This is a genomic window from Massilia sp. YIM B02769, assembly GCF_030411995.1.
In the GTDB taxonomy this organism is placed as follows: Bacteria; Pseudomonadota; Gammaproteobacteria; order Burkholderiales; family Burkholderiaceae_D; genus Telluria.
Genome location: NZ_JASNRC010000010.1, coordinates 199,363 through 221,198, shown reverse-complemented (window position 1 = coordinate 221,198; position 21,836 = coordinate 199,363). Strand labels below are relative to the sequence as shown.

Here is a 21,836-nt window from a genome sequence, read left to right as displayed (position 1 = left end):
GCGTTACTTACAAAACTAGGGATTCGACCATGATGAAGAATGTTATTGCACTCGCCGCTACGGCTTTGTTTTCACTAAACGCATCGGCCAGCTACACAATGTATGACATTGCTGGCGACGACAGGCTTTCCGGGTACTTTATCCAGAATGACGAAGATCTTTCCATTGCTGCCTACACGTTTATCATTCGCTCGTCGCAGATTTCACACTCCATGCAACCTGGCATGCATTACGGCAACGTTATGTGGGCACAGGCACGCTACAACAATCAGGGACCAACCCGATTCGGCGTATACGATGCACGATCGGAGGCATACTATAGTGAGATTTCGTTCAATTTCTCGGCTACGCAGACTCCGGGCACTTATAGCTTCACCTCGTATTTCACAGCAGTTGAAGATTTTACGTGGCCCGATTGGGCGGACGAACTCAAACCAGTTACTCACTACTTTAGCGGGACAGTATCCGGCTCGCCTTTGTCAGCTGGCTATGCCGACCTTCTTGATACTTCTTTGGCCTATGGTGACGGTTATTATTTAGACGGCGTCAATCACATCGCTCCGAAACTCAATGCGATTCCCGAACCTACTAGTCTTGCGCTATTCATCTGTGGCGCGGCTGGCCTCGTCAGCGGCGTGCGCCGGCGTAAGTCTTCGAAATAAGGAAGATGGCGTGCTGATTTACTCGACACGCAAATTTCCCGATCTCCGGCATGCAAATCGACTCTATTTAGTCCGGTTCGCAGACTTTGCCAATTCCTATTTCGGACGGAGATCGAGCAAGTTATCTCGCTGAAGTGCCGCCGGCTCAGGTCGGGCCGGCGCGTTCCATTTCCGCCAGCGGCAGGCGCACGCTGAAGATCACCTGGCCGCCGGCCTGCCCGCTTATTTGGCTGTCCTGATAGCGGTAGGCGATCTCGCCCTCGTGCTCGCGCACGATCTGCGCCGCGATGTACAGCCCCAGGCCCATGCCGGTGCGATTGCGCGGGTTGTGCAGCGAGGTGCGCTTGAAAGGATTGAACAGCGATGCCGCCACGTCCGGCGCAATCGGCGCGCCCGCATTCGACACCGTCAGCTCGGCCCAGCCATGTTCGCTGGCCAGGCTGGCCACGATCGGCCGGCCGACTTCGCCGTGGTGGCGTGCGTTGCTCAGCAAGTTGGTCAGCACCTGGGCCAGGCGCCCGCCGTCGGCGCGCACGAAGACCGGGCCCGGATTGGCGAACACGTAGTCGATGGTCGGATAGGCCATGCGCGACTCGTCGATCACGTCGTCCACCAGCGCCGACACGTCGAGCGGCGCCAGCGTCATGCCCAGGCCCATGCCGCCGTCGATGCGGCTCATGTCGAGCACTTGCCCGATCAGGCGCTGCATGCGGTTGCTGGACGACTGGATGCGCCGTCCCAGGGTCGACTGCGTGCTGCCGCGTTCGATCAGGGTGCCGGCCATGTTGATCGAGTGCAGCGGATCGCGCAGGTCGTGTCCCAGCATGGCCAGCAACTGGGCACGCGTAGACTCGGTCTGGGCGCGCCGTGCGTTCGAGGCGCGCAGCAGCTCCGATTGGGTCAGGCGCGCATTTTCCAGCACCGCTGCTTCCCACGGGTGCGAGCGGCCAAGCACGGTTTCATGCCAGGCGTCGAAGGAACCGCGCGGGGTCAGGCGCGCGCCCAGCGGGCCGTACCGGGTGGTCTTTTCCGGACGGCCGCCCCAGGACACGTGTTCGATCTGCTCGGTGCGCAGCAGCAGGCACCAGCCGCCGCCGGGCGGATCGAAGGGCAGGGCCAGCAGGCCGACCCACTTTCCCAGGCTGGCCTGCGCCACCAGCGGCCATTCGTCCAGCGCATCGTAGGTAAGGATGTCGCTCGCTTCCGCCGGCAGCGCGCGCACGATGGCTTCGGCGATGTCGCGCTCGATCGGACCGTGGCTGAAGACCTTGCCGTTGTGGACCGCCACCAGGGCCTGCGAGCGGGTTGCCGCCAGCAGGGCCCCGGCGTGGTGGGCCAGGGCGTCGAGCGGCTCTTCGTCGATCAGCAGCGACTCGACCAGGGCGGTGCGCACGCGCGCCGACTGCTCCACCAGTTCGGCGTCGGCGCGTGCCTCGATGCTTTGCACGGTCGAGGCCATGACCTGGGCCAGCACGTCAGCCGCCATGCGGATCGCATGCGGCACGCGCTTCGGCGTCATGTGGTGGCAGGCGATCAGGCCCCAGAGGCGGCCGTTGATCACGATCGACACGCTCATCGACGCGTGTATGCCCATGTTCTGCAGGTATTCGACGTGGATCGGCGAGACGCTGCGCAGCACGCCGAAGCTCATGTCGAGCGGTGCGCCGCCCGGCGCGCCGAGCAGCGGCACCGGCGTATAGCCGATGTCGGCGATCATGCGCAGGGTGTTCAGCACGTACAGACGGCGCGCCTGCGCCGGGATGTCGCCGGCCGGGTAGCGCTGGCCGAGGTAGGGCACCAGGTCGTCGCGGCGCGCCTCGGCCACCACGTCGCCGCTGTCGTCCTCGCGGAAGCGGTAGGCCATCACGCGGTCGAAGCCGGTGAAATCGCGCACCTGGCGCACCGCCGTCTCCAGCAGGCCGTCGATGCTGCGCTGGCGCCGCACGCGCTCGATCGAGCTGTGTGCGCGCACGGCGAACAAAGCGACTTCGTCGGCCGGCACGTCGCGCGATTCGAATTCGGCCACGATGCGCGTACCGGCGCCATGCACGATGGCGTCGTAGCCGCGGCCATCAACCGTGACCGCCACCACCATGGGCGCGCATTCGCAGTCGGCGAGCGCGCCGGCACATTCGTCGATCAGCTCGGCGCAGGCGGGGGGCAGGGGAAGTTCGGTGTACGGACGGCCGAGTTCGAGCGCCGCCATCAGCTCGGCGGGCACATTCGCGCTCCAGCCTTCGACGCGCCCTTGCGCATCCATGAACAGGAGGAAGCCATGCGGCTGGATCGATCCTGGAACGTGGATGGGCTCTTCTGCGCAGTTGGCCAGGTCGACCTGGGCAGGGACAGGCATCGGGACGGCCGCAATCGACTTCAATGTATTCCCTTCTATCTTAGGGGGGGGCTGGACAGCTACGCGCGCATTTTACAACGCGAATCGAAGGCAGAGCGCACTGGATTGTTTCAAGTGGTTATCAAAATGGACGAATCGTGAAAGATGACGCAATTTTGACACAATGCAGTGTCAGACCGAGTGCCGGTCAGCATAGTCAGCGATCCAGGGCGGGCTTGAGCAGCACGACCAGGGCGCCGTTGCCGCCGTCGGCGCGGTTCGCCACGCAGAAGGCGACGACTTCGTCCTTCTGCACCAGCCAGCTGTGCACCACCGAGCGCAGCACCGGTTCGCCGCCCGGCGAGCCATAACCGATGCCGTGAATGATGCGCACGCAGCGCACTCCGCGGCGCATGCTGCGGCGGATGAAGTCGCCCACCTGGCCGCGTGCGGTGTCGCGCGTCATGCCGTGCAGGTCGAGTTCGTCCTGCACCGGCCAATGGCGCTTGCGCAGCTTTTTCACCACATCGGGACCGACGCCTTCGCGCGCATAGCTGAGGGTCGGATCGTCGTCGAGCAGGCCGTCGACGTCGAACAGGTCCGACAGCGATTCCTGCAGCACCAGGGCGTCGTCTTCCTCCTGGCTCAGCCTGCGCTGTTCCGGCGTGGCGCGCAGCAGGGCTTCCTGCACGGGGCGGTAGACGTAGCGGTCGGACTCCGGCAGCTTGGTGACGCCTTCCATGGCGCCGCGGAACTCCACGGCACGCTCGCGCGCGATGCGTTCGCGCCGCTCGCGTGCGGCCTGTTCGATGGCGCGCAGGCGCTCTTCTTCCTTGAGCTGGTCGCGCAAGGATTTGAGGTCGGCAAAGTCCTTCATGCCCGCCATCGTCGCTACCGGTTAATCGCCCAGGGCTTCCAGATAACGCTGGGCGTCGAGCGCGGCCATGCAGCCGGTGCCCGAGCTGGTGATCGCCTGGCGGTAGATGTGGTCCTGCACGTCGCCGGCCGCAAACACGCCCGGCACGCTGGTGGCGGTGGCCATGCCCTCGGTACCGCTGCGGGTCTTGATGTAGCCGTTGTGCATGTCCAGCTGGCCTTCGAAGATCATGGTGTTCGGCTTGTGGCCGATCGCCACGAACAGGCCGTGCACGGTGACCTCCTTGGATTCGCCGTTCTCGGTCGATTTCAGCTTCAGGCCGGTCACGCCGCTGTTGTCGCCGACCACATGGTCGAGGGTGTGGTTCAGTTCCAGTGCAATCTTGCCTTCGGCAACCTTGGCCATCAGGCGGTCGACCAGGATCGGCTCGGCGCGGAACTTGTCGCGGCGGTGAATCAAGGTCACTTTCGAGGCGATGCCGGCCAGGTACAGGGCTTCCTCGACCGCCGTATTGCCGCCGCCGATGACCGCCACCTCCTGGTTACGGTAGAAGAAGCCGTCGCAGGTGGCGCAGGCCGACACGCCGCGGCCCATGAACTCCTGCTCGCTCGGCAGGCCGAGGTACTGGGCCGAGGCGCCGGTGGCGATGATCAGGGCGTCGCAGGTGAATTCGTGCGAGTCGCCGACCAGGCGGATCGGCTTTTCGTTCAGGTAGGTCGTGTGGATGTGGTCGAACACGATCTCGGTATTGAAACGCTCGGCGTGCTGCAGCAGGCGCTGCATCAGTTCCGGACCCTGCACGCCCAGCGGATCGCCGGGCCAGTTTTCCACATCGGTCGTCGTCATCAATTGACCGCCTTGTTCGACACCGGTGACCAGCATCGGTTGCAGATTGGCGCGCGCGGCGTAGACGGCGGCGCTGTAGCCGGCAGGACCGGAACCGAGGATCAGGACTTTGGCGTGTTTCTTAGTGGTCATGAGAGCAGAGGAATTGATATGGAAAAATGGAAACTGGGGGCGGGACGCGCAGAATCAAGGCCGGCCGCATCCAGCAAAATCGTTGTCGTTTCGACGCCGAATACAACGCCGATTATAGACGATGATGCGCACAAGCATGAATGATGAGGCCGTCTCGGCAATATATGCCTTAGAATGGATGGATTCCGCAATCGCGAAGATGAATGCACCACGCAGCATGAGCAAGAAGAGTTCCGCCCCTCCCTCGAACGTCCCCCGCAACACGGCCGCCCGCGCCCCGCTGCCGGGCAGGCTTGCGCGCCTGCTGCTGGAAGCGCGCTGGATCGCCCTGGCGGTCGCCTTCCTGTATTTCGTCCTGATCCTGCTGAGCTACAACAAGGCCGATCCGGGCTGGTCGCACGCGAACACCGTGCCGGCCATCGCCAATTTGGGCGGCAAGGCCGGCGCCTGGCTGGCCGACCTGATGCTGTTCATCTTCGGCTTCTCCGCCTGGTGGTGGGGCGTGCTGTTCATGCGCGCCGTCTGGCGCGGCTACCGGCGCCTGAAGGATACCGACCCGGCTCCGCGCGAACCCGAACACCAGGACGAATTCATCATCCGCTGGATCGGCTTCGGCCTGATGTTCGCCGGCAGCGTCGGCCTGGAATACCTGCGCATGTGGTCCTGGGACGTCGACCTGCCGCGCGCCCCGGGCGGCGTGCTTGGGCAATTGCTCGGCCATGCGTCGCAGGTGGCTTTCGGCTTTACCGGCGCGACCCTGCTCCTGCTGCTGCTGTTTGGCCTGGGCTTTTCGCTGTTCTTCCAGGTGTCGTGGCTGGCCGTGGCCGAGCGCATCGGCGAGACGGTCGAGGGCGCGCTGGGCTGGTTCCGCCTGCGCGTGGAAGACCGCGAAGACCGCCGCCAGGGCGAAGCCGCGGCCGTCAAGCGCGACGAAGTCGTGGTGACCGAACGGGCAAAGCATGTCGAGAAGCACCCGGCGCCAAGCGTGCGCGCCGAGCCGCAGCTGGAACTGAGCAAAGCGCCCGCGTCGGCGCCGGCGCGTCCTGCGCTGAAGGAGCCGCGCCTGGAGCCGGACGACGAGGTGCCGGCCTATATCGACCTGGACGAGGACTTCTCGAGCAGCGCCCCGGCCGCCAAGCCGCCGCGCGCGCCGGCGGCGCCAGCCGCGGGCGCCGAGCCGAGCCTGCCGCCGATCAAGATCGAACCGCAAATGATGTCGGTGCCGAAAGGCGAGCGCGCGGTCAAGGAGCAGCAGACCCCGCTGTTCCGCGACTTGCCGGGCGACTCGACCCTGCCGCCGCTGGCCCTGCTGGACGAGGCGCCGCCGGTCCAGGAAACCGTGGCCGTCGACGTGCTGGAATTCACCAGCCGCCTGATCGAGAAGAAGCTCTCGGACTTCGGCGTCGAGGCCGCGGTCGTGGCCGCCTATCCGGGCCCGGTCGTCACGCGCTACGAAATCGAGCCGGCCACCGGCGTGAAGGGCAGCCAGATCGTGAACCTGGCGCGCGACCTGGCGCGTTCGCTGTCGCTGACCTCGATCCGCGTGGTCGAGACCATTCCGGGCAAGAACTACATGGCACTCGAACTGCCGAACCCGAAGCGCCAGATCGTGCGCCTGACGGAAATCGTCGGCTCCAAGGTCTACAACGACTCCGCCTCGAACCTGACGGTGGCGCTGGGCAAGGACATTGCCGGCAAGCCGGTGGTGGCCGATCTCGCCAAGATGCCGCACCTGCTGGTGGCGGGCACCACTGGCTCCGGCAAGTCGGTGGGCATCAACGCCACCATCCTGTCGCTGCTCTATAAATCCGACCCGGCGGACGTGCGCCTGATCCTGATCGACCCGAAGATGCTGGAAATGTCGGTGTACGAAGGCATCCCGCACCTGCTGGCGCCGGTCGTGACCGACATGCGCCAGGCCGGCCACGCCCTGAACTGGGCCGTGAACGAGATGGAGCGCCGCTACAAGTTAATGTCCAAACTGGGCGTGCGTAACCTGGCCGGCTACAACGCCAAGATTGCGGAAGCAGCGAAGCGCGAAGAACACATCCCGAACCCGTTCTCGATCATGCCCGACAATCCCGAGCCGCTGGAAAAGCTGCCGACGATCGTCATCATCATCGACGAACTGGCCGACCTGATGATGGTGGTCGGCAAGAAGGTGGAAGAACTGATCGCCCGTATCGCCCAGAAGGCGCGTGCCGCCGGGATCCACCTGATCCTCGCGACCCAGCGTCCGTCGGTCGACGTGATTACCGGCCTGATCAAGGCAAACATCCCGACCCGTATCGCGTTCCAGGTGAGCTCGAAGATCGACTCGCGCACGATTCTCGACCAGATGGGCGCCGAAACCCTGCTCGGCATGGGCGACATGCTGTACATGCCGCCGGGCACCGGCCTGCCGGTGCGCGTGCACGGCGCCTTTGTCTCGGACGACGAAGTGCATCGAGTTGTAAAACATCTTCAATCGATGGGCGAGCCGAATTACATTGAAGGCATCCTGGAAGGCGGCACGCTGGAAGAGGGCGGCGCCGGCGGCGATGCCGCGGCCGGCGAAGGCGGCGGCGAGTCCGACGCCATGTACGACCAGGCAGTACAGGTCGTGCTGAAGAACCGCCGCGCCTCGATCTCGCTGGTCCAGCGCCACCTGCGCATCGGCTACAACCGCGCCGCGCGCCTGCTCGAGCAAATGGAGCAGAGCGGCGTGGTGTCACCAATGCAGTCGAACGGCAACCGCGACATCCTCGTGCCCGCCACCAGCGCCGAGTAATCCAGGCGGTACTTGACCCATCCTGCCCGGGCGGCATGCATACCGCCCTTGTAGGGTGGGCTCTCGAGCCCACGCGGTCGTACTCCTGCACACCCCAACGCAAAAAAAGGACCACGATGAAGAACAACATGAAAACCACCCTCGCCACCCTGATCGCCACTGCCACCCTGGCCCTAGCAGCCGCCGGCACCGCCCACGCCGCCGCCCTCGACCAATTCAAGACTTTCGTCGCCAACACCAAATCCGCCAAGGGCGAATTCACCCAGCAACAGCAACGCAAATCCACCAACGGCAAGGCCACCCCCGCCTCCAGCGGCAGCTTCGTCTTCGCCCGCCCCGGCAAGTTCATCTGGAACTACCAGAAACCCTACGAACAACTGCTGCAGGCAGACGGCGACCAGCTCTACATCTACGACAAGGACCTGAATCAGGTCACCGTCAAGAAGCTGGGCAACGCGCTCGGCTCCTCGCCGGCCGCCATCCTGTTCGGCAGCAACGACCTGGAAAAGAATTTCACGCTGTCCGAAGCGGGCACCCGCGACGGCCTGGAATGGCTGAACGCCGTACCAAAGGCGCGCGACACCACCTTCGAGCAGATCAGCATCGGCCTGCGCGACGGCATTCCGCAGGCGATGGAGCTGAAGGACACCTTCGGCCAGACCTCGGTGCTGAAATTCACCAACTTCCAGCGCAACCCGTCGCTGGGCGCCCAGCAGTTCAAGTTCGAGATCCCGAAGGGCGCGGACGTCATCAATAACTGACGAGTCCAGCCGCCCGTTCGCCGGGCGGTTTTTTCATCGAAAGGCGGTGCACGGCTGCGATTGCATCAAGCGTGTGCAGCGGCACGCATGGCGTGTGCTTCGCGGCGCAGGCAGGCATCGGCTACACTAGCCGCATGCACAACCATTCGCACCATTTCGCCACGCCATCGTGCCCGCCGGAGGCCTGCCGTGGATGACCTCTTCAAGCACGAACCCGCAGCCCCGCTGGCCGAAGCCCTGCGCCCGCGCACCATCGACGAGGTAATCGGCCAGAGCCACCTGCTCGGCCCCGGCAAGCCGCTGAATTTGGTCTTTAAATCCGGCAAGCCGCACTCGATGATCCTGTGGGGGCCGCCCGGCGTCGGCAAGACCACGCTGGCGCGCCTGACGGCCTATGCCTTCGACTGCGAATTCATCGCCCTGTCCGCCGTGCTGTCGGGCGTGAAGGACATCCGCGCCGCCGTCGAGCAGGCCGAGCAGTACCTGGCGCGCGGCAAGCACACGATTTTGTTCATCGACGAGATCCACCGCTTCAACAAGTCGCAGCAGGATGCCTTGTTGCCCTTCGTCGAGTCCGGGCTCGTCACGCTGATCGGCGCCACCACCGAGAATCCGTCGTTCGAGGTGAATTCGGCGCTGCTGTCGCGCTCGCAGGTGTATGTGCTGAAGGCCCTGAACGACGACGAGATGCGCCAGCTCCTGAAGCGTGCGCAGGAGCGGGTGCTGAAGCACCTGACCTTCGACGAGGTGGCTGTGAACACCCTGGTCGGCTATGCCGACGGCGATGCGCGCCGCTTCCTGAACTTGCTGGAGCAGACCAAGACCTCGGCCGAAACCTCGGGCATCACCACCATTACCGGCGAGTTCGTCGACAACGCGCTGACCCTGAATTCGCGCCGCTTCGACAAGGGCGGCGACAATTTCTACGACCAGATCTCGGCGCTGCACAAGTCGGTGCGCGGCTCGCACCCGGACGCGGCCCTGTACTGGCTGTGCCGCATGCTCGACGGCGGCGCCGACGCCAAGTACCTGTCACGCCGCATCGTGCGCATGGCCTGGGAAGACATCGGCCTGGCCGACCCGCGCGCCCTGCAGATCGCCAACGACGCCGCCACCACCTACGAGCGGCTCGGCTCGCCCGAGGGCGAACTGGCGCTGGGCCAGGCCGTGGTCTACCTGGCCATTGCGGCAAAGAGCAATGCCGGCTACAACGCCTTCAACGCGGCCATGGCTTTTGTGCGCAAGGACAAGTCGCGCGAGGTGCCGGTGCACTTGCGCAATGCACCGACCAAGCTCATGAAGGAGCTCGGCTACGGCCACGAATACCGCTACGCGCACGACGAGCCAAACGCGTATGCGGCCGGCGAAACCTATCTGCCCGATGGCATGCCGGAACCGCGCTGGTACCAGCCGGTGCCGCGCGGGATCGAGGCCAAGGTGGCGGACAAGCTGGCCTTCCTGCGCCAGCTCGATGCCGACGCGCAGAACGAGGATCGTTGAAGCGAGAAAGCTGAAGGCGGCGACCCCGGGGCAGCGCATCCGTTGCATGTATAAATCACGCTTTGGAAAAGCTGCCCCCTTGGTACAATTGCGTTTTCGACATACGCCTCGCAGAAGCCGACAATGATAGATATCCAACTCCTCCGCAAAGACATCGACAACGTCGCCGCCCGACTGGCGACCCGCAAGTTCCAGCTCGACGTGAATGCCTTCAACGCCCTGGAAGCCGAACGCAAGGCCATCCAGATCCGCACCGAAGAGCTGCAGGGCAAGCGCAACTCGCTGTCCAAGCAGATCGGCATGCTCAAGGGCAAAGGCGAAGACACGAGCGCCGTAATGGCCGAAGTGGCCGGCCTGGGCGACGAGCTGAAGGCCAACGAGGTGTCGCTGGCCGAGGTCCAGCGCAAGATGGCCGAGTTCATGGAAGCCATCCCGAACCTGCCGCACGAATCGGTCCCGGCTGGCCAGGACGAAACCGGCAACGTCGAGGTGCGCAAGGTCGGCACGCCGCCGAGCTTCGACTTCGAAGTGAAAGACCACGTCGACATCGGCGAAAAGCTGGGCCTGGACTTCGACACCGCGACCAAGCTGACCGGCTCGCGCTTCTCGGTCATGAAAGGCGGTATCGCGCGCCTGCACCGCGCGCTGGCCCAGTTCATGCTGGACACCCACACCGACAAGCACGGCTATACCGAGTGCTACACGCCTTACATGGTGAACGCCGATTCGCTGCGCGGCACCGGCCAGCTGCCGAAGTTCGAGGAAGACCTGTTCTCGGTGAAAAAGGGCGGCGCCGAAGGCGAGGGCGAGACCTTCTACCTGATCCCGACGTCGGAAGTCTCGCTGACCAACATCGTGCGCGACGAGATCGTCTCGCTCGACGCGCTGCCGATCCGCATGACCGCGCACACCCCGTGCTTCCGTTCGGAAGCCGGCAGCTACGGCCGCGACACGCGCGGCATGATTAGGCAACACCAATTCGACAAGGTCGAATTGGTGCAAGTTGTCCATCCGGAGCAGTCATACACGGCGCTGGAAGAGATGGTCGGCCAGGCCGAGTTCATCCTGCAATCGCTGGGCCTGCCTTACCGCGTGATGGCGCTGTGCACCGGCGACATGGGCTTCGGCGCGGCCAAGACCTACGACCTGGAAGTCTGGCTGCCGGCGCAGAACACCTACCGCGAGATTTCCTCGCTGTCGAACACCGAAAGCTTCCAGGCCCGCCGCATGGGCGCACGCTTCCGCAATGCCCAGAACAAGCCTGAGCTGCTGCACACGCTGAACGGTTCGGGCCTGGCGGTCGGCCGTACGCTCGTCGCCGTGCTGGAGAACTTCCAGCAGTCCGACGGCAGCGTCGTGGTTCCGGAAGTGCTGCGTCCGTACATGGGCGGCCTGGAGAGCCTGGCGCCAGCTGCCTGATGGCTTTCGGAAGCGCTGCGTTCGATTGAACGAATTAGCTCTTCCGTTTTCGGTAGAGGCTGGCTATAATGCGTGTCTCTTGCAGCGACCACGCCGCAACGAAGTAGGAGAGGTGGCAGAGTGGTCGAATGTACCTGACTCGAAATCAGGCGTACGGGTGACCGTACCGTGGGTTCGAATCCCACCCTCTCCGCCAAGGTTTAAGCGAAAAAGGCTTCCGAAAGGAAGCCTTTTTTATTTTCGTGCTCGTGTACGAGCGTAGGGTGGTCGGCTCCACCCGAACCGTTGTGCATACGGACCGTGTGCGCCGCCCACGCGTCCAACGCACGTTTGCGCGGCCACCGCGTTTTCAGAGTGCTTCCAGAGAAACTTTATGCTCTCGACATCTTTCTCCTTCCACAAACGGAAATGACCCGCTATAATGCGGCCTCGCTTGCAGCGACCGCAACGCACCGAATAAGGAGAGGTGGCAGAGTGGTCGAATGTACCTGACTCGAAATCAGGCGTACGGGTGACCGTACCGTGGGTTCGAATCCCACCCTCTCCGCCAGTAAATGAAAAAGGCCCCGTATGGGGCCTTTTTCATTTACTGGCGGAGAGGAGCAAAGCCCCTGCGGGCTTTGCATGTGGAATTCGAAGACGTGCGCATACTTGCGCACGGGCGGCCCGCAGAATGTGGGCGAATCCCACGCTCTCCGCCAGTAGTAAGGAAAAGGCTTCCGAAAGGAAGCCTTTTTTTGTATCTGCCGTTTTACTCGTCTTTACCTATGGTCCAGGTCGCATCCCGCTTGAACCATTCCACCAGGAAGTCGATAAACGCGGTTACTTTCGCCGACAGATTCGCCCGCTCCGGATACACCGCAAACACATCCGCACTCGGCAGCTCCCAGTCCTCCAGCAGCGGCACCAGCTTCCCCTCGGTCAAGTGAGAGTGAATGTCCCACTCCGAGCGCATCAGGATGCCGAACCCGGCCAACGCCCATAGCACTCCCGTCTCGCCATCGTTCGTACTCAGCACGCCACGCACCTTCACCGTTTCCTCCTTGTTCCCGCGCACGAAGTGCCAGGTGCCGAACGCCGTCGTGCTTTCGCGCAGCACGATGCAGTGGTGATGTTGCAGATCGCGCGGCTTGCCTGGGATGCCATGCTCACGCAGGTAGTCTGGCGATGCGCACAGCACTCTCCGGTTGGCAAGGATGCGCCGTGCAACCATGCGCGAGTCCGGCACGGTGCCGAACCGGATGCCAAGGTCGAAGGCCTGGTCCGCCAGCTTGGCGGGGCGGTCGGTGAGGTCGAGCTGGACGTCGACCTGCGGATAGCGCCGCGCGAACGCGATAATGGCCGGCGCGATGTGCCGGCGGCCGAAGCCGAAGGTGGCATTCACCCGCAGCAGTCCCTTGGGTACGGCGCGGCTGCTCGAGACGGACTGTTCCAGTTCCTGCAGCTCGGACAGCAGGCGTGCGCCGGTTGCCAGGTAGACCTCGCCCTCATGGGTGACGCTGATGCGGCGCGTGGTGCGGTTCAGCAGGCGCACACCCAGACGCTTTTCCAGCGCCGCCAGGCGGGCCGTGATGGCCGGCGGCGTCACGCCCCACTCGCGCGCCAGCGCTGCCAGCGAACCCCGCTTGACCAACTCGACAAAAAAGGCCAGGTCGGAAACACTGTCCATTATTCAGTTTGATTTAAGAATGGATAAAGTTGCAGTTTATTATGAAAGTGGAGCGAATGGTTACACTATGGTCTGCGGCAGGACGGCGGCGCGCCGGCCTGTCCGCACGCTTTCATGAACCAGCGCGCTGCCCGTGTCACGGCCGGCAGCCATTGCACCAATGACAAACATCCTGCCCGCCATCCTCCTGAACACCGCCCTCGGCGCCGGCCTCGGCTTTGCCGGCGGCCTGCTCGGCATCGGCGGCGGCCTGATCGCCATTCCCGTGCTGGCCTGGCTGTACGGCATGGACCAGCACCTGGCCCAGGGTACGGCCCTGGTCATGATCGTACCGAACGTGCTGATCGGTTTTTTCCGCTACCACCAGAAACACCGCATCGACCTGCGCGCGGTGGCCGCGATCAGCGTGTTCTCGATGGTGGCGGCCTACGTGGCCGGGCGCCTGGCGAGCGGCATCGAGTCAAGCGTGCTGCGCATCGCATTCGCCCTGTTCCTGATCGCCCTGGCCCTGTACTTCGGCAGCGGCGTGCTGCGCCGTGCGCGCGGCGGCGCCGAGGCGCCGGCCCTGGCGCCGCGCCAGATGACGCGCTCGGCCTTGCCCCTGCTCGGCATTGCCAGCGGCGCCATGTCCGGCATCTTCACCATCGGCGGCGGGCTGGTGGTGGTGCCGGCCCTGGTCAGCCTGTTCCGCATGGAGCAGACCCGTGCGCAAGGGACGGCGCTGGCGCTGGTGGTGCCGAGTTCGGCCATCGCCCTGTTCGCCTACGCCCAGGGACAGCACGTGGCCTGGGACGTGGGCGTGCCGATGGCGGTCGGCGGCATCGCCACCGTGTCGGCCGGCGTGGCGCTGGCTTACCGCTTTCCGGCGGCGCGTTTGCGGCTGCTGTTCTGCGCGGTGCTGCTGGTGACGGCCGGGGCGATGCTGGTCACCGGGTAAGCTCGCCATCTTTTCTTGATATCAATAATGCGTTATCATTAAGATCGCCGCGGCTGCGATGCCTCCCTGCATGCGCCGTTCCGATCCACCTACGCATGCCGGCAGCGCCGGCGCCGGAAAGATATCTGGTTCATGAAACGCACCCTTCTGCCGCTGGCCCTGTTGTCGGCTTTTCCCATCCTGACGTATGCGAATGAGGCGGCCGAGGCCGAAGAACCCTCGACGGTGATGGGCGAAGTGCGCATCAGCGCCGCACGCAATGCCGGCGCCTTGCTCAGCAACCGCATCCTGACCTCGGTCGACGTGCTGGGCAGCGAGCAGATCGAGGACAAGACTGTCGGCAACAGCTGGGAATTGGTCGGGCAATTGCCCGGCGTGCAGCTGACGGAGTTCCGCATGGGCGCCGAGTCGGGCAAGGCGACCTTCCGCGCGTTTAACGGCGAAGGCTACATCAACGGCATCAAGGTGCTGATCGACGGTATCCCGAGCAACGTCAACAGCGGCAACCAGCGCTTCATCGACATGGTGTTTCCGCTCGAGATCGATTACATCGAAGTCGTGCGCGGCACCAACGATCCGCGCTACGGCCTGCACAATATCGGCGGCAACATCAACCTCGGCACGCGCCAGGGCGGCAACTACACCGACAGCCGCTTGACGGCCGGCAGCTTCGCTACGCGCGAGCTGCAGTTCGCGCTGGGCCGCGAGAGCGACGGCTTCGCCCAGAACTATTTTCTGGCGAAGCAGGACAGCGGCGGTTACCGCGCCCACAGCGACTCCGACAAGTATTCGTTTGGGGCCAAGTGGTTTCTTACTTCCGATGACAAGCGCGTCAAGGCCGGCCTGGTACTGCGCACCTACCGCCACGATGCGGAAGAGCCCGGCTTCCTGACGGCTAGGGAAATGGCCGAGGACCGCGACCAGTCGCCACGCAAGAACGCCAACGACGTCACCGAGCGCGAGATGAAGCACGCCAGCGTCCACCTCGACTGGCAGATCACGCCCGACGCCTTCCTCAGCAACAAGCTCTACTTCAACGATTACCAGGACGACCGCCGCGTCACCTTCACCGGCAACCCGGCCGGCACCGCGCCGCGCCAGCGCCGGCTGTGGGACGAGGAGCAGGTCGGCCTGCTGAGCACGCTGACCTTGCGCCTGGACGAGCACGCCACCATCGAAACCGGCGTCAATACCGAGCGCCAGGACAACCGCTATGGCCGCCTGCGCTATGCCTACGCCATCCCGAGCGACTTCACGACCCCGGCGCAGATCCAGAACGACGACCGCTATGCCCTGAACAATGTCGGCGCCTATGCCCAGGCCATCCTGAAAGTCGGCGAGACCCTCAGGATCGTGCCGGGCTTGCGTGTGGACCGCTTCACCGGACACATGCCGCTGAAGAACGGCACTTCACTCGGCCTGCAGGAATCCGGATGGATCAGGCAGCCGAAGTTCAGCATGGTCTACAGCCCTTTGCCGAACCTCAGCGTGTACGGCAACTGGGGCCGCACTTTCCAGGTACTGACCGGTTCCGGCGCGCCGGCCTACCTGGCGCCGGGCCAGGCGCGCTTTGCGCCGTCGATCAATACCGGCAAGGAAGTCGGCGTCAAGTTCAAGCCCGCCGCGCAAACCGAACTGCGCCTCGCGGCCTGGCGTCAGGATGCCACCGACGAAGTGGCCAACATGCCGGCAACCGGCACCACGGTCGGCCTGGGCGAGACGCGCAGGGAAGGGATCGATGTGCAGGTGTCGAGCAAGCCGACCGAACAACTCGACCTGTGGTTCTCGCACTCGCTGCAGAAAGCCGAAGTGAGGCGCGCGTTCACGGCCGAGGGCGTGTCGCTGGCGGGCAAGGAAGTGTTCGCCACGCCGCGCACCATCACGAATGCGGGCGCCGGGTACCGCGTATCAAGCAAGTGGCGCCTTGGCCTGCAAGGGCGGGCGCAGGGCAGCTATTTCATCGACAACCTGAATGCGCAAGGCAAGTTCGGCGGCTTCGTGCTGTTCGATGCCAACCTGCGCTATGCGATGTCCGAGCGCGCCAGCATCGACTTCCAGGTCAAGAACCTGGCCGACCGCCGCCATGCCTACGCCTGGTACGACAATTTCTTCTGGCCAGCTGCGGATGCGCAGGCGATGTTCGCGCCGGGACCGGGCCGCGCCGCCTACCTGTCGCTGAACCTGACACTGTAAGGGCAGGCGGATGCAGACATTACCAGCCCAGGCCCAGCGCCGCATCCTCGGCATCGACGCACTGCGCGGCCTCGTCATGGTCTTCATGATGGCGGACCACGTGCGCGAGACCTTCCTGCTGCACCTGCAGGTGTCCGATCCGATGGACGTGGCGACCACGCCGGCGCCGCTTTTCTTCTCGCGCCTGATCGCCCATGTATGCGCACCGGTCTTCGTGTTCCTGACCGGGCTGTCGGCTTTCCTGTATGCCTCGCGCCAGGCCGATGGTCCGCGTGCGGCAGCAGGCTTCCTCGCCAGGCGCGGGCTGTTCCTGGTCGTGCTGGAACTGACCGCCATCAACTTCGCCTGGACGGCGACTTTCCCGCCACAGGTGGTCTACCTGCAAGTGATCTGGGCCATTGGCTTGTCGATGCTGGCGCTGGCAGCCCTGGTGCAGCTGCCGCGCGCGGCGTTGATCGTGCTCGGTTTCGCGATCGTGGGCGGGCACAACCTGCTCGATGGGCTGCACGTCGCCGCCGGTCACCCGCTGCACGCCGTCTGGGCCGTGCTGCACGACCGTGGCTGGATCGAGGTCTCGGAGACATTGCGTCTGCGTACCTCGTATCCGGTGCTGCCCTGGATCGGCATCATCTGCCTGGGTTATGCCTGCGGCCCCTGGTTTGCCGGGGGCTGGACGGCGCCTGCGCGCCAGCGTCGCCTGCTTGCCTGGGCCGCAGTTGCGCTGGGCCTGTTCGTTGTGCTGCGCGCGCTGAATGTCTACGGCGACCGGCCGTGGGTGGTCGGCGCGTCAAGCGGCGAAACGCTGATGCGCTTTTTGAATGTGACCAAGTACCCGCCGTCACTGCTGTTCGCGGCGCTGACGCTGGGCATCGGCCTGCTGTTGCTGGTGCTGCTGGAGCGTAGGGATGGGCGCCTGATCGCCTGGCTGGCGGTGCTCGGATCGGCGCCGATGTTCTTCTACATCCTGCATCTGTACGTGCTGCAATTGATCGCGCGTGGACTGGAAGCGGGCGGCATTGCGCCGCGCATGGATGGCGTGTGGCAGGTCTGGGCGCTGACGGCCGTGCTGACGCTGGCGCTGTATCCCCTTGTGGGCGCCTTTGCGCGCTTCAAGGCGCGGCGGCGCGACCTGGCCTGGCTCAAGTATTTGTAGGCGTATAGCGGACCCGGCCTGATGCCGAGGTCAACGCCGGGCGCCGGTAGGCAGGGCGGGGGGGCCGTCCAGCCTCCTCTCTCAAACCGTCTCATTCCGCGATCTCATTTGTTCTCTTTTTCTCTCGTTTCGTTCTTGTCGAAACGGAAGGGAGAAAAAGAGAAGAAAAGAGAAGAAATGAGCACGCCAAAAGAGACAGCTTGGCAGACGGCGGGATTCGTGTGCCCCGCACGGGGAGCCAGCTGCGGACTCAGCCGCAGACTCAGCCGCGCACGGTCGCATGCAGCCAGACGGCCGCGATCCGCTCGACATCTTCGTAGCCTTCGCAATCGAGCTGCCCGCCGAAGATGTCGGGGTCGAGTTCCTCGTAACGCCAGTTCGAGCAGCGCGCATCGAGCTTCGACCGGACCGTTTCCAGGAATGCGTCGCGGCCCTCGACGATTGCAATCCCCGTGTACAGCAACAGCGTGCCGCCCGGCCGCAGCCGTTCGAGCGCGGCGTCGACGATATCGACCGAAAAGGCCGCCCCGTGCATGCCGCCGCCATGCCGGTAGCGCAGTTCCGACGGGTCGAGGATGTAGGGCGGATTCGACAGCACCAGGTCGAAGCCGCCGTCCAGGTCTTTCAGCAGATCGCTGTGCAGGGTGGGCACATGCGCCGCACCGGCCAGGCGCGCGTTCACCGCAGCCAGGCTCAGCGCGAAGGGATTGATGTCCGCCCCCACCGCTTCGCAGTCCGGGAAGCGGCAGGCGACCTCGATCGCGCCGGCGCCGCTGCCGGTGCCGATATCGACCGCGCGCGCCGGCGGCGTCATGGCTTCCATCGAGCGCTTCAGGGCGGCGACATAGCGGTAGGTATCCGGCCCGAAGAACACCGCGTCGTCCTCGCGCGTCGGAAACGCCGAGTGGAAGTAGAGCCGCTCACCGACCGTCGAGGCGCGCACGGTGGCGCACAGGTGGCCGTCGCGCTCGCGCAGTACGCCGGCGCGCCGCATCAGGTCCAGCATCCCGGCCGGCACCACGTCTGCGGAAAACGGCCGGCTCCAGCCGAACACGCCGCGCAGGTCGCGCGCGCGCTCGTTGCCGTCGCGGCCATTCACGCGGCGGTGGCTGGCGGGGGTTGTGGTGACGAATTGGTAGTCTGCCTGTTGCAGGGCCTGGCCCAGCTCGAACAGGGCGTCGGGGTCGCGGAGGGAAGAGGTCATGACCCGAGCATCGTGGATTCGCCCCGGCTACTCTGTTCGCTCGCGCACATAGCGTGCAGGAGCAGGCGCCGCAATGCCTGACCCGGCAGTAAGAGGATTATGTGAATGCCCGAACATACCGGCGCCCGGGCCGCATCCATACTGCTACCATGCCCAGACCGGCAAGCCGCCGGCTGCGCGTTGGGGTAAACATTTCCAGCACAAGGATCATCATGAAGCCACTGTTACCGGACCAGGAACACGCGCGTATCGACCGTGAAGTCGAGCGCGAACGCAACGAACGCCAGCTGAACGACGAGGCCCGCGCCGGCCTCGCCGTCGACGAGGAATTCCGTACCAAGGATGCCCGCGAAAGCATGAACTCTACCAACCTGCGGCGGTCGCGATGAGGTGGGAAGGTGACCGCGAGAGCGACAACGTCGAGGACCGCCGGGGCCAGGGCGGCGGCGGGGGCGGCTTTGGCGGGTTTGGTTTGGGCGGGCGCTCGATCGGCCTCGGCACGGTGGCGATCGCGCTGGTGGCGTCGATCTTCTTCGGCGTCGATCCGCGCGTGGTGCTCGGCCTGCTCGGCGGCGGAGGCGGCGCTCCCGCGCCGCAGGTGCAGCGAGCGCCCCAGGCCGATGCGCCGCGGGCCACCGACCGCGAGTCGCGCTTCGTGCGCACCGTGCTGGCCTATACCGAGGAAGCCTGGACCCCGCTGTTCAGCGAACAGGGCAAGACCTACCAGCCGCCGCGCCTCGTATTGTTCGAAGGCCGCACCGACACCGCCTGCGGCGCTGGCAACAGCGCCACCGGTCCCTTCTATTGCCCGCCGGACCAGACCGTCTACATCGACCTCAGCTTCTTCCGCCTGATGCAGCAGCGCTTCAACGTCGCCGGCGAATTCGCCCAGGCCTACGTGATTGCCCACGAAGTCGGGCACCACGTGCAGAACCTGCTCGGCATTTCCGACCAGGTGCACAACGCCCAGCAGAACGCCTCCGAGAAGCAGGGCAATGCCTTGTCCGTGCGCCTGGAGCTGCAGGCCGATTGCCTGGCCGGCGTCTGGGCCAACCGCACCAATCAGAAGAAGGCGATCCTGGAAAGCGGCGACGTCGAGACCGCGCTGGCCGCCGCCACCGCCATCGGCGACGACGCCCTGCAGCGCCAGTCGCAGGGCACCGTGGTGCCGGATTCGTTCACGCACGGCAGCTCGGCGCAGCGGGTGCGCTGGTTCCGGCGCGGCATCGACAGCGGCGACGTCCAGCAGTGCAATACCTTCGACACGCGCCAGCTGTAGCGAGCGAGGAAGGTGGCGCTGCCACGTGGAATGGGTGATTTCCTGACGTGAATAAAATATGCAGATATGTCCGTTGCGCCGACAAATATTTGCATATTCTATCTTGAGGGTAACGTGCTCCTTGGTGTTCTGGCATAAGCTTGGAAGAACTGGATGCCCGCATGACGCGGGCATTTCGCACACTTTCGAGGAGGAATTATGCTGGCAATGAATTACCGCGGACCCTACCGCGTGCGCGCCCAACACAAGCCCGACCCGGTCATCGAACATCCGGGCGACGCCATCGTGCGCGTCACACGCTCCTGCATCTGCGGCTCCGACCTGCACCTGTACCACGGCATGGTGCCCGATACCCGTGTCGGCCACACCTTCGGCCACGAGTTCATCGGCATCGTCGAGGACGTCGGCTCCGGCGTGCAGAACCTGAAGGTGGGCGACCGCGTGCTGGTGCCGTTCAATATTTTCTGCGGGTCCTGCTTCTTCTGCCAGAAAGAACTCTACAGTAACTGCCACAACGTGAACGCGGAAGCCACCGCCGTCGGCGCCATCTACGGCTACTCGCACACGGCCGGCGGCTACGACGGCGGCCAGGCCGAGTACGTGCGCGTGCCGATGGCCGATGTCGGCCCGATGATCATCCCCGACGACATCGTCGACGACGACGCCGTCCTGCTGACCGACGCGCTGCCCACCGGCTACCAGGCCGCCGAGATGGGCAGCATCAAGGAAGGCGACACCGTGGTCGTGTTCGGCGCCGGCCCGGTCGGCATCTTTGCCGCCAAGTCGGCCTGGCTGTTCGGCGCCGGCCGCGTGATCGTGGTCGACGAACTCGAGTACCGCCTGGAATTCGTCAAGCGCTATGCCCAGTGCGAAGTCGTCAATTTCAAGGACGTGGGCGACATGGCCCTGCACATCAAGAAGATGACCGACTGGCTCGGCGCCGACGTCTGCATCGACGCGGTCGGCGGCGATGCGGCCGGCAGCGTGGCCCAGACCGTCACCGGCCGCCTGCTGAAGATGCAGGCCGGCGCCGCCACCGTGCTGCACTGGTGCATCAACTCGGTGCGCAAGGGCGGCAACGTTTCGATCGTTGGCGTGTACGGCCCGACCTTCAACGCCGTGCCGATCGGTAACGCCCTGAACAAGGGCCTGACCCTGCGCATGAACCAGGCCAGCGTCAAGCGCCACCTGCCGCGCCTGATCGAGCACATCCGCGCCGGGCATATCGATCCGAAGCAGATCATCACCCACCGCATTCCGCTGGAAGAAGTGTCGGACGCCTATCACATCTTCTCGAGCAAACTGGACAACTGCATCAAGCCGATCCTGATCCCGCCCCGCGCCCACGAGGTGCGGGCGGTGACGGCGAGTGCTGCGAAATAAGGAGTCAAGCATGGAAAACCGAAGCACGGAAAACCGCAGCATGGAAACCCCTGCCGGCCTGAACAAACTCGACGGCCACGCGGGCTGCAGCCACGACCTCGACCAGCCCTGCCACCACGGCCACACGAGCGAGGTGCAGCCGCAGGTACGGGCGAATCGTCCGACCCGCGAGCAGCTGAGCCACATCAAGGGCTGGGGCGCCGACCTCGAGCGCGAAAACCGTCCCGCCGTGCCGATGGAACGCACGCCGCCGCGCTACACCCCGGCCGACATCGCCGAACCCTCGCCGCAGCCGCAGAACGTCGAGGTGCTGGTCTCGACCGAACGCCCCGGCATCACCCAGGTGTTCGGCACCGTCCAGCCGCCGTCGGGCGTGTCGGGCATGATCCGGCGCGCCGCCTTCAGCATGACCGAGAACGATATCCGCCGCTGGCTGCTGTTGCTGGCCGCCGACCGCGTGCAGGTGGTCGAGGGCGTGGTCGACGACCTGGCCCATGGCCACGTGCCAAACATCCTCGGCGAAATGGGGATCAAGTCCGAATGGCAGCACAACAAGGCGGGCCTGGCCAAGAAAGTCGCGATTGCCGGCGCCATCGGCGCCGCGGCTTATTTCCTGCTCAAGCGGAAGGACGACGACCGTTACCAGCGTCACGAGCGCTGGGACTGATCCGGGCAGTGTAGCGGGAAAGCCCCGTCCGTTGCGCCCAGGCGCAAGGGAC

The 21,836-nt window shown here is 64.8% G+C and carries 17 protein-coding genes and 2 tRNA genes; 14 read left to right on the top strand and 5 right to left on the bottom strand.

All coding sequences use genetic code 11. From position 1 onward, the window contains the following. The first annotated feature begins 29 nt into the window (after window positions 1-29). Window positions 30-662: a PEP-CTERM sorting domain-containing protein gene (locus QPK31_RS17790; RefSeq protein WP_290424233.1), complete on the top strand. Its 633-nt coding sequence runs from the start codon at window positions 30-32 to the stop codon at window positions 660-662. 145 nt (window positions 663-807) lie between these two features. On the opposite strand, the gene QPK31_RS17785 is transcribed toward QPK31_RS17790, so the two are convergent. From QPK31_RS17785 to trxB, 3 genes are all read right to left on the bottom strand, one after another. Then, window positions 808-3,039, bottom strand: coding sequence for an ATP-binding protein (locus tag QPK31_RS17785; protein WP_290424232.1), 2,232 nt, complete (start codon window positions 3,037-3,039; stop codon window positions 808-810). Window positions 3,040-3,211: 172 nt separating this feature from the next. Further along, window positions 3,212-3,880, bottom strand: coding sequence for a Smr/MutS family protein (locus tag QPK31_RS17780; protein ID WP_290424231.1), 669 nt, complete (start codon window positions 3,878-3,880; stop codon window positions 3,212-3,214). Window positions 3,881-3,892: 12 nt separating this feature from the next. Continuing rightward, the gene (trxB, locus tag QPK31_RS17775) at window positions 3,893-4,849 is read right to left on the bottom strand and encodes a thioredoxin-disulfide reductase (RefSeq protein WP_290424230.1); all 957 of its coding nucleotides are present in this window, start codon (window positions 4,847-4,849) and stop codon (window positions 3,893-3,895) included. Between the two features lie 217 nt (window positions 4,850-5,066). Here trxB and QPK31_RS17770 point away from each other — a divergent pair, with 217 nt between their 5' ends. From QPK31_RS17770 to QPK31_RS17745, 6 genes are all read left to right on the top strand, one after another. After that, window positions 5,067-7,619, top strand: coding sequence for a DNA translocase FtsK (locus QPK31_RS17770; RefSeq protein ID WP_290424229.1), 2,553 nt, complete (start codon window positions 5,067-5,069; stop codon window positions 7,617-7,619). A 128-nt stretch (window positions 7,620-7,747) separates the two neighbouring features. Beyond that, a complete protein-coding gene (gene lolA / locus QPK31_RS17765) occupies window positions 7,748-8,380 on the top strand; it encodes an outer membrane lipoprotein chaperone LolA (protein ID WP_290424228.1) in 633 nt (210 codons plus the stop codon). Between the two features lie 189 nt (window positions 8,381-8,569). Then, window positions 8,570-9,880, top strand: coding sequence for a replication-associated recombination protein A (locus tag QPK31_RS17760; RefSeq protein ID WP_290424227.1), 1,311 nt, complete (start codon window positions 8,570-8,572; stop codon window positions 9,878-9,880). 123 nt (window positions 9,881-10,003) lie between these two features. Continuing rightward, a complete protein-coding gene (serS, locus tag QPK31_RS17755; protein WP_290424226.1) occupies window positions 10,004-11,299 on the top strand; it encodes a serine--tRNA ligase in 1,296 nt (431 codons plus the stop codon). Between the two features lie 106 nt (window positions 11,300-11,405). After that, window positions 11,406-11,495, top strand: a tRNA-Ser gene (locus tag QPK31_RS17750). A gap of 264 nt (window positions 11,496-11,759) precedes the next feature. Beyond that, window positions 11,760-11,849, top strand: a tRNA-Ser gene (locus QPK31_RS17745). A gap of 201 nt (window positions 11,850-12,050) precedes the next feature. Here QPK31_RS17745 and QPK31_RS17740 read toward each other — a convergent pair. After that, complete coding sequence (locus QPK31_RS17740) at window positions 12,051-12,968, bottom strand: LysR family transcriptional regulator (RefSeq protein WP_290424225.1); 918 nt, start codon at window positions 12,966-12,968, stop codon at window positions 12,051-12,053. Between the two features lie 160 nt (window positions 12,969-13,128). Here QPK31_RS17740 and QPK31_RS17735 point away from each other — a divergent pair, with 160 nt between their 5' ends. From QPK31_RS17735 to QPK31_RS17725, 3 genes are all read left to right on the top strand, one after another. Beyond that, window positions 13,129-13,905 carry a sulfite exporter TauE/SafE family protein gene (locus QPK31_RS17735; protein WP_290424224.1) on the top strand — a complete coding sequence of 259 codons (777 nt, stop codon included), beginning with the start codon at window positions 13,129-13,131 and terminating at the stop codon, window positions 13,903-13,905. A gap of 132 nt (window positions 13,906-14,037) precedes the next feature. Further along, complete coding sequence (locus QPK31_RS17730) at window positions 14,038-16,098, top strand: TonB-dependent receptor (protein ID WP_290424223.1); 2,061 nt, start codon at window positions 14,038-14,040, stop codon at window positions 16,096-16,098. Between the two features lie 10 nt (window positions 16,099-16,108). Next, window positions 16,109-17,251, top strand: a complete 1,143-nt coding sequence (locus QPK31_RS17725; RefSeq protein ID WP_290424222.1) for a DUF1624 domain-containing protein — start codon at window positions 16,109-16,111, stop codon at window positions 17,249-17,251. Between the two features lie 262 nt (window positions 17,252-17,513). Here the strand turns inward: QPK31_RS17725 and QPK31_RS17720 are convergent, their stop codons facing one another. Next, the gene (locus QPK31_RS17720) at window positions 17,514-18,455 is read right to left on the bottom strand and encodes a class I SAM-dependent methyltransferase (RefSeq protein WP_290424221.1); all 942 of its coding nucleotides are present in this window, start codon (window positions 18,453-18,455) and stop codon (window positions 17,514-17,516) included. Window positions 18,456-18,667: 212 nt separating this feature from the next. On the opposite strand from QPK31_RS17720, the gene QPK31_RS17715 reads away from it, so the two are divergent. The 4 genes from QPK31_RS17715 (at window position 18,668) to QPK31_RS17700 (ending at window position 21,784) form a co-directional block, all read left to right on the top strand. Next, window positions 18,668-18,844 (top strand): hypothetical protein, encoded by a 177-nt coding sequence (locus QPK31_RS17715; RefSeq protein WP_290424220.1) that lies wholly within the window; start codon window positions 18,668-18,670, stop codon window positions 18,842-18,844. Beyond that, entirely contained in the window at window positions 18,841-19,734 is an 894-nt protein-coding gene (locus QPK31_RS17710; protein WP_290424219.1) for a neutral zinc metallopeptidase, read from the top strand. Before QPK31_RS17715 ends, QPK31_RS17710 begins: the two co-directional genes overlap by 4 nt. A 198-nt stretch (window positions 19,735-19,932) precedes the next feature. Further along, window positions 19,933-21,117, top strand: coding sequence for a zinc-dependent alcohol dehydrogenase (locus QPK31_RS17705; RefSeq protein ID WP_290424218.1), 1,185 nt, complete (start codon window positions 19,933-19,935; stop codon window positions 21,115-21,117). Window positions 21,118-21,127: 10 nt separating this feature from the next. Next, window positions 21,128-21,784 (top strand): hypothetical protein, encoded by a 657-nt coding sequence (locus tag QPK31_RS17700; RefSeq protein WP_290424217.1) that lies wholly within the window; start codon window positions 21,128-21,130, stop codon window positions 21,782-21,784. The last annotated feature ends 52 nt before the right edge of the window (window positions 21,785-21,836 follow it).

What these genes read in the sequence shown, in the direction of transcription:
- QPK31_RS17790 (WP_290424233.1), top strand. Translation starts at nt 30, where the DNA reads ATGATGAAGAATGTTATTGCACTCGCCGCTACGGCTTTGTTTTCACTA.
- QPK31_RS17780 (WP_290424231.1), bottom strand. Translation starts at nt 3,880, where the DNA reads ATGGCGGGCATGAAGGACTTTGCCGACCTCAAATCCTTGCGCGACCAG.
- trxB (WP_290424230.1), bottom strand. Translation starts at nt 4,849, where the DNA reads ATGACCACTAAGAAACACGCCAAAGTCCTGATCCTCGGTTCCGGTCCT.
- QPK31_RS17770 (WP_290424229.1), top strand. Translation starts at nt 5,067, where the DNA reads ATGAGCAAGAAGAGTTCCGCCCCTCCCTCGAACGTCCCCCGCAACACG.
- lolA (WP_290424228.1), top strand. Translation starts at nt 7,748, where the DNA reads ATGAAAACCACCCTCGCCACCCTGATCGCCACTGCCACCCTGGCCCTA.
- serS (WP_290424226.1), top strand. Translation starts at nt 10,004, where the DNA reads ATGATAGATATCCAACTCCTCCGCAAAGACATCGACAACGTCGCCGCC.
- QPK31_RS17740 (WP_290424225.1), bottom strand. Translation starts at nt 12,968, where the DNA reads ATGGACAGTGTTTCCGACCTGGCCTTTTTTGTCGAGTTGGTCAAGCGG.
- QPK31_RS17735 (WP_290424224.1), top strand. Translation starts at nt 13,129, where the DNA reads ATGACAAACATCCTGCCCGCCATCCTCCTGAACACCGCCCTCGGCGCC.
- QPK31_RS17730 (WP_290424223.1), top strand. Translation starts at nt 14,038, where the DNA reads ATGAAACGCACCCTTCTGCCGCTGGCCCTGTTGTCGGCTTTTCCCATC.
- QPK31_RS17725 (WP_290424222.1), top strand. Translation starts at nt 16,109, where the DNA reads ATGCAGACATTACCAGCCCAGGCCCAGCGCCGCATCCTCGGCATCGAC.
- QPK31_RS17720 (WP_290424221.1), bottom strand. Translation starts at nt 18,455, where the DNA reads ATGACCTCTTCCCTCCGCGACCCCGACGCCCTGTTCGAGCTGGGCCAG.
- QPK31_RS17715 (WP_290424220.1), top strand. Translation starts at nt 18,668, where the DNA reads ATGAAGCCACTGTTACCGGACCAGGAACACGCGCGTATCGACCGTGAA.
- QPK31_RS17710 (WP_290424219.1), top strand. Translation starts at nt 18,841, where the DNA reads ATGAGGTGGGAAGGTGACCGCGAGAGCGACAACGTCGAGGACCGCCGG.
- QPK31_RS17705 (WP_290424218.1), top strand. Translation starts at nt 19,933, where the DNA reads ATGCTGGCAATGAATTACCGCGGACCCTACCGCGTGCGCGCCCAACAC.
- QPK31_RS17700 (WP_290424217.1), top strand. Translation starts at nt 21,128, where the DNA reads ATGGAAAACCGAAGCACGGAAAACCGCAGCATGGAAACCCCTGCCGGC.